2 tRNA genes and 1 rRNA gene are annotated in these 531 nt (G+C 44.8%); all 3 read right to left on the reverse strand.

Annotation, left to right across the window (positions count from 1 at the left end):
* Nucleotides 1–174: 174 nt before the first annotated feature.
* Nucleotides 175–250 (reverse strand) — tRNA-Ala (locus DZB84_RS24690).
* 18 nt (nucleotides 251–268) lie between these two features.
* Nucleotides 269–345 (reverse strand) — tRNA-Ile (locus tag DZB84_RS24695).
* A gap of 96 nt (nucleotides 346–441) precedes the next feature.
* A 16S ribosomal RNA gene (locus tag DZB84_RS24700) occupies nucleotides 442–531 on the reverse strand; the annotation flags it as partial.

The raw sequence follows: 531 nt of genomic DNA on the forward strand, positions 1-531 counted from the left end.
GTACCGTCCTTCATCGGCTCCTAGTGCCAAGGCATCCACCGTGCGCCCTTCATAACTTAACCTAAGTTAATTATAAAAGAACTATTACTACTTCAATGAATGTTTTGTTACGTTATCTAGTTTTCAAGGAACAAAATAACTGATTTCAATCAATGAAGATTTCATCAGCAAAATTGGTGGAGCCTAGCGGGATCGAACCGCTGACCTCCTGCGTGCAAAGCAGGCGCTCTCCCAGCTGAGCTAAGGCCCCGTAAGATATTTAATTGAATGGTGGGCCTAAATGGACTCGAACCATCGACCTCACGCTTATCAGGCGTGCGCTCTAACCAGCTGAGCTATAGGCCCATTCAACTATTTAATTCGAGAACAATCAGTTCTCTCAAAACTAAACATAATACAAAGCATCTTTTTATGAAGTTCGTAGAACTTCAGTTTCCTTAGAAAGGAGGTGATCCAGCCGCACCTTCCGATACGGCTACCTTGTTACGACTTCACCCCAATCATCTGTCCCACCTTAGGCGGCTGGCTCCT

Source organism: Bacillus sp. HNG (assembly GCF_003400205.1).
Lineage (GTDB): Bacteria > Bacillota > Bacilli > Bacillales > Bacillaceae_L > Ferdinandcohnia.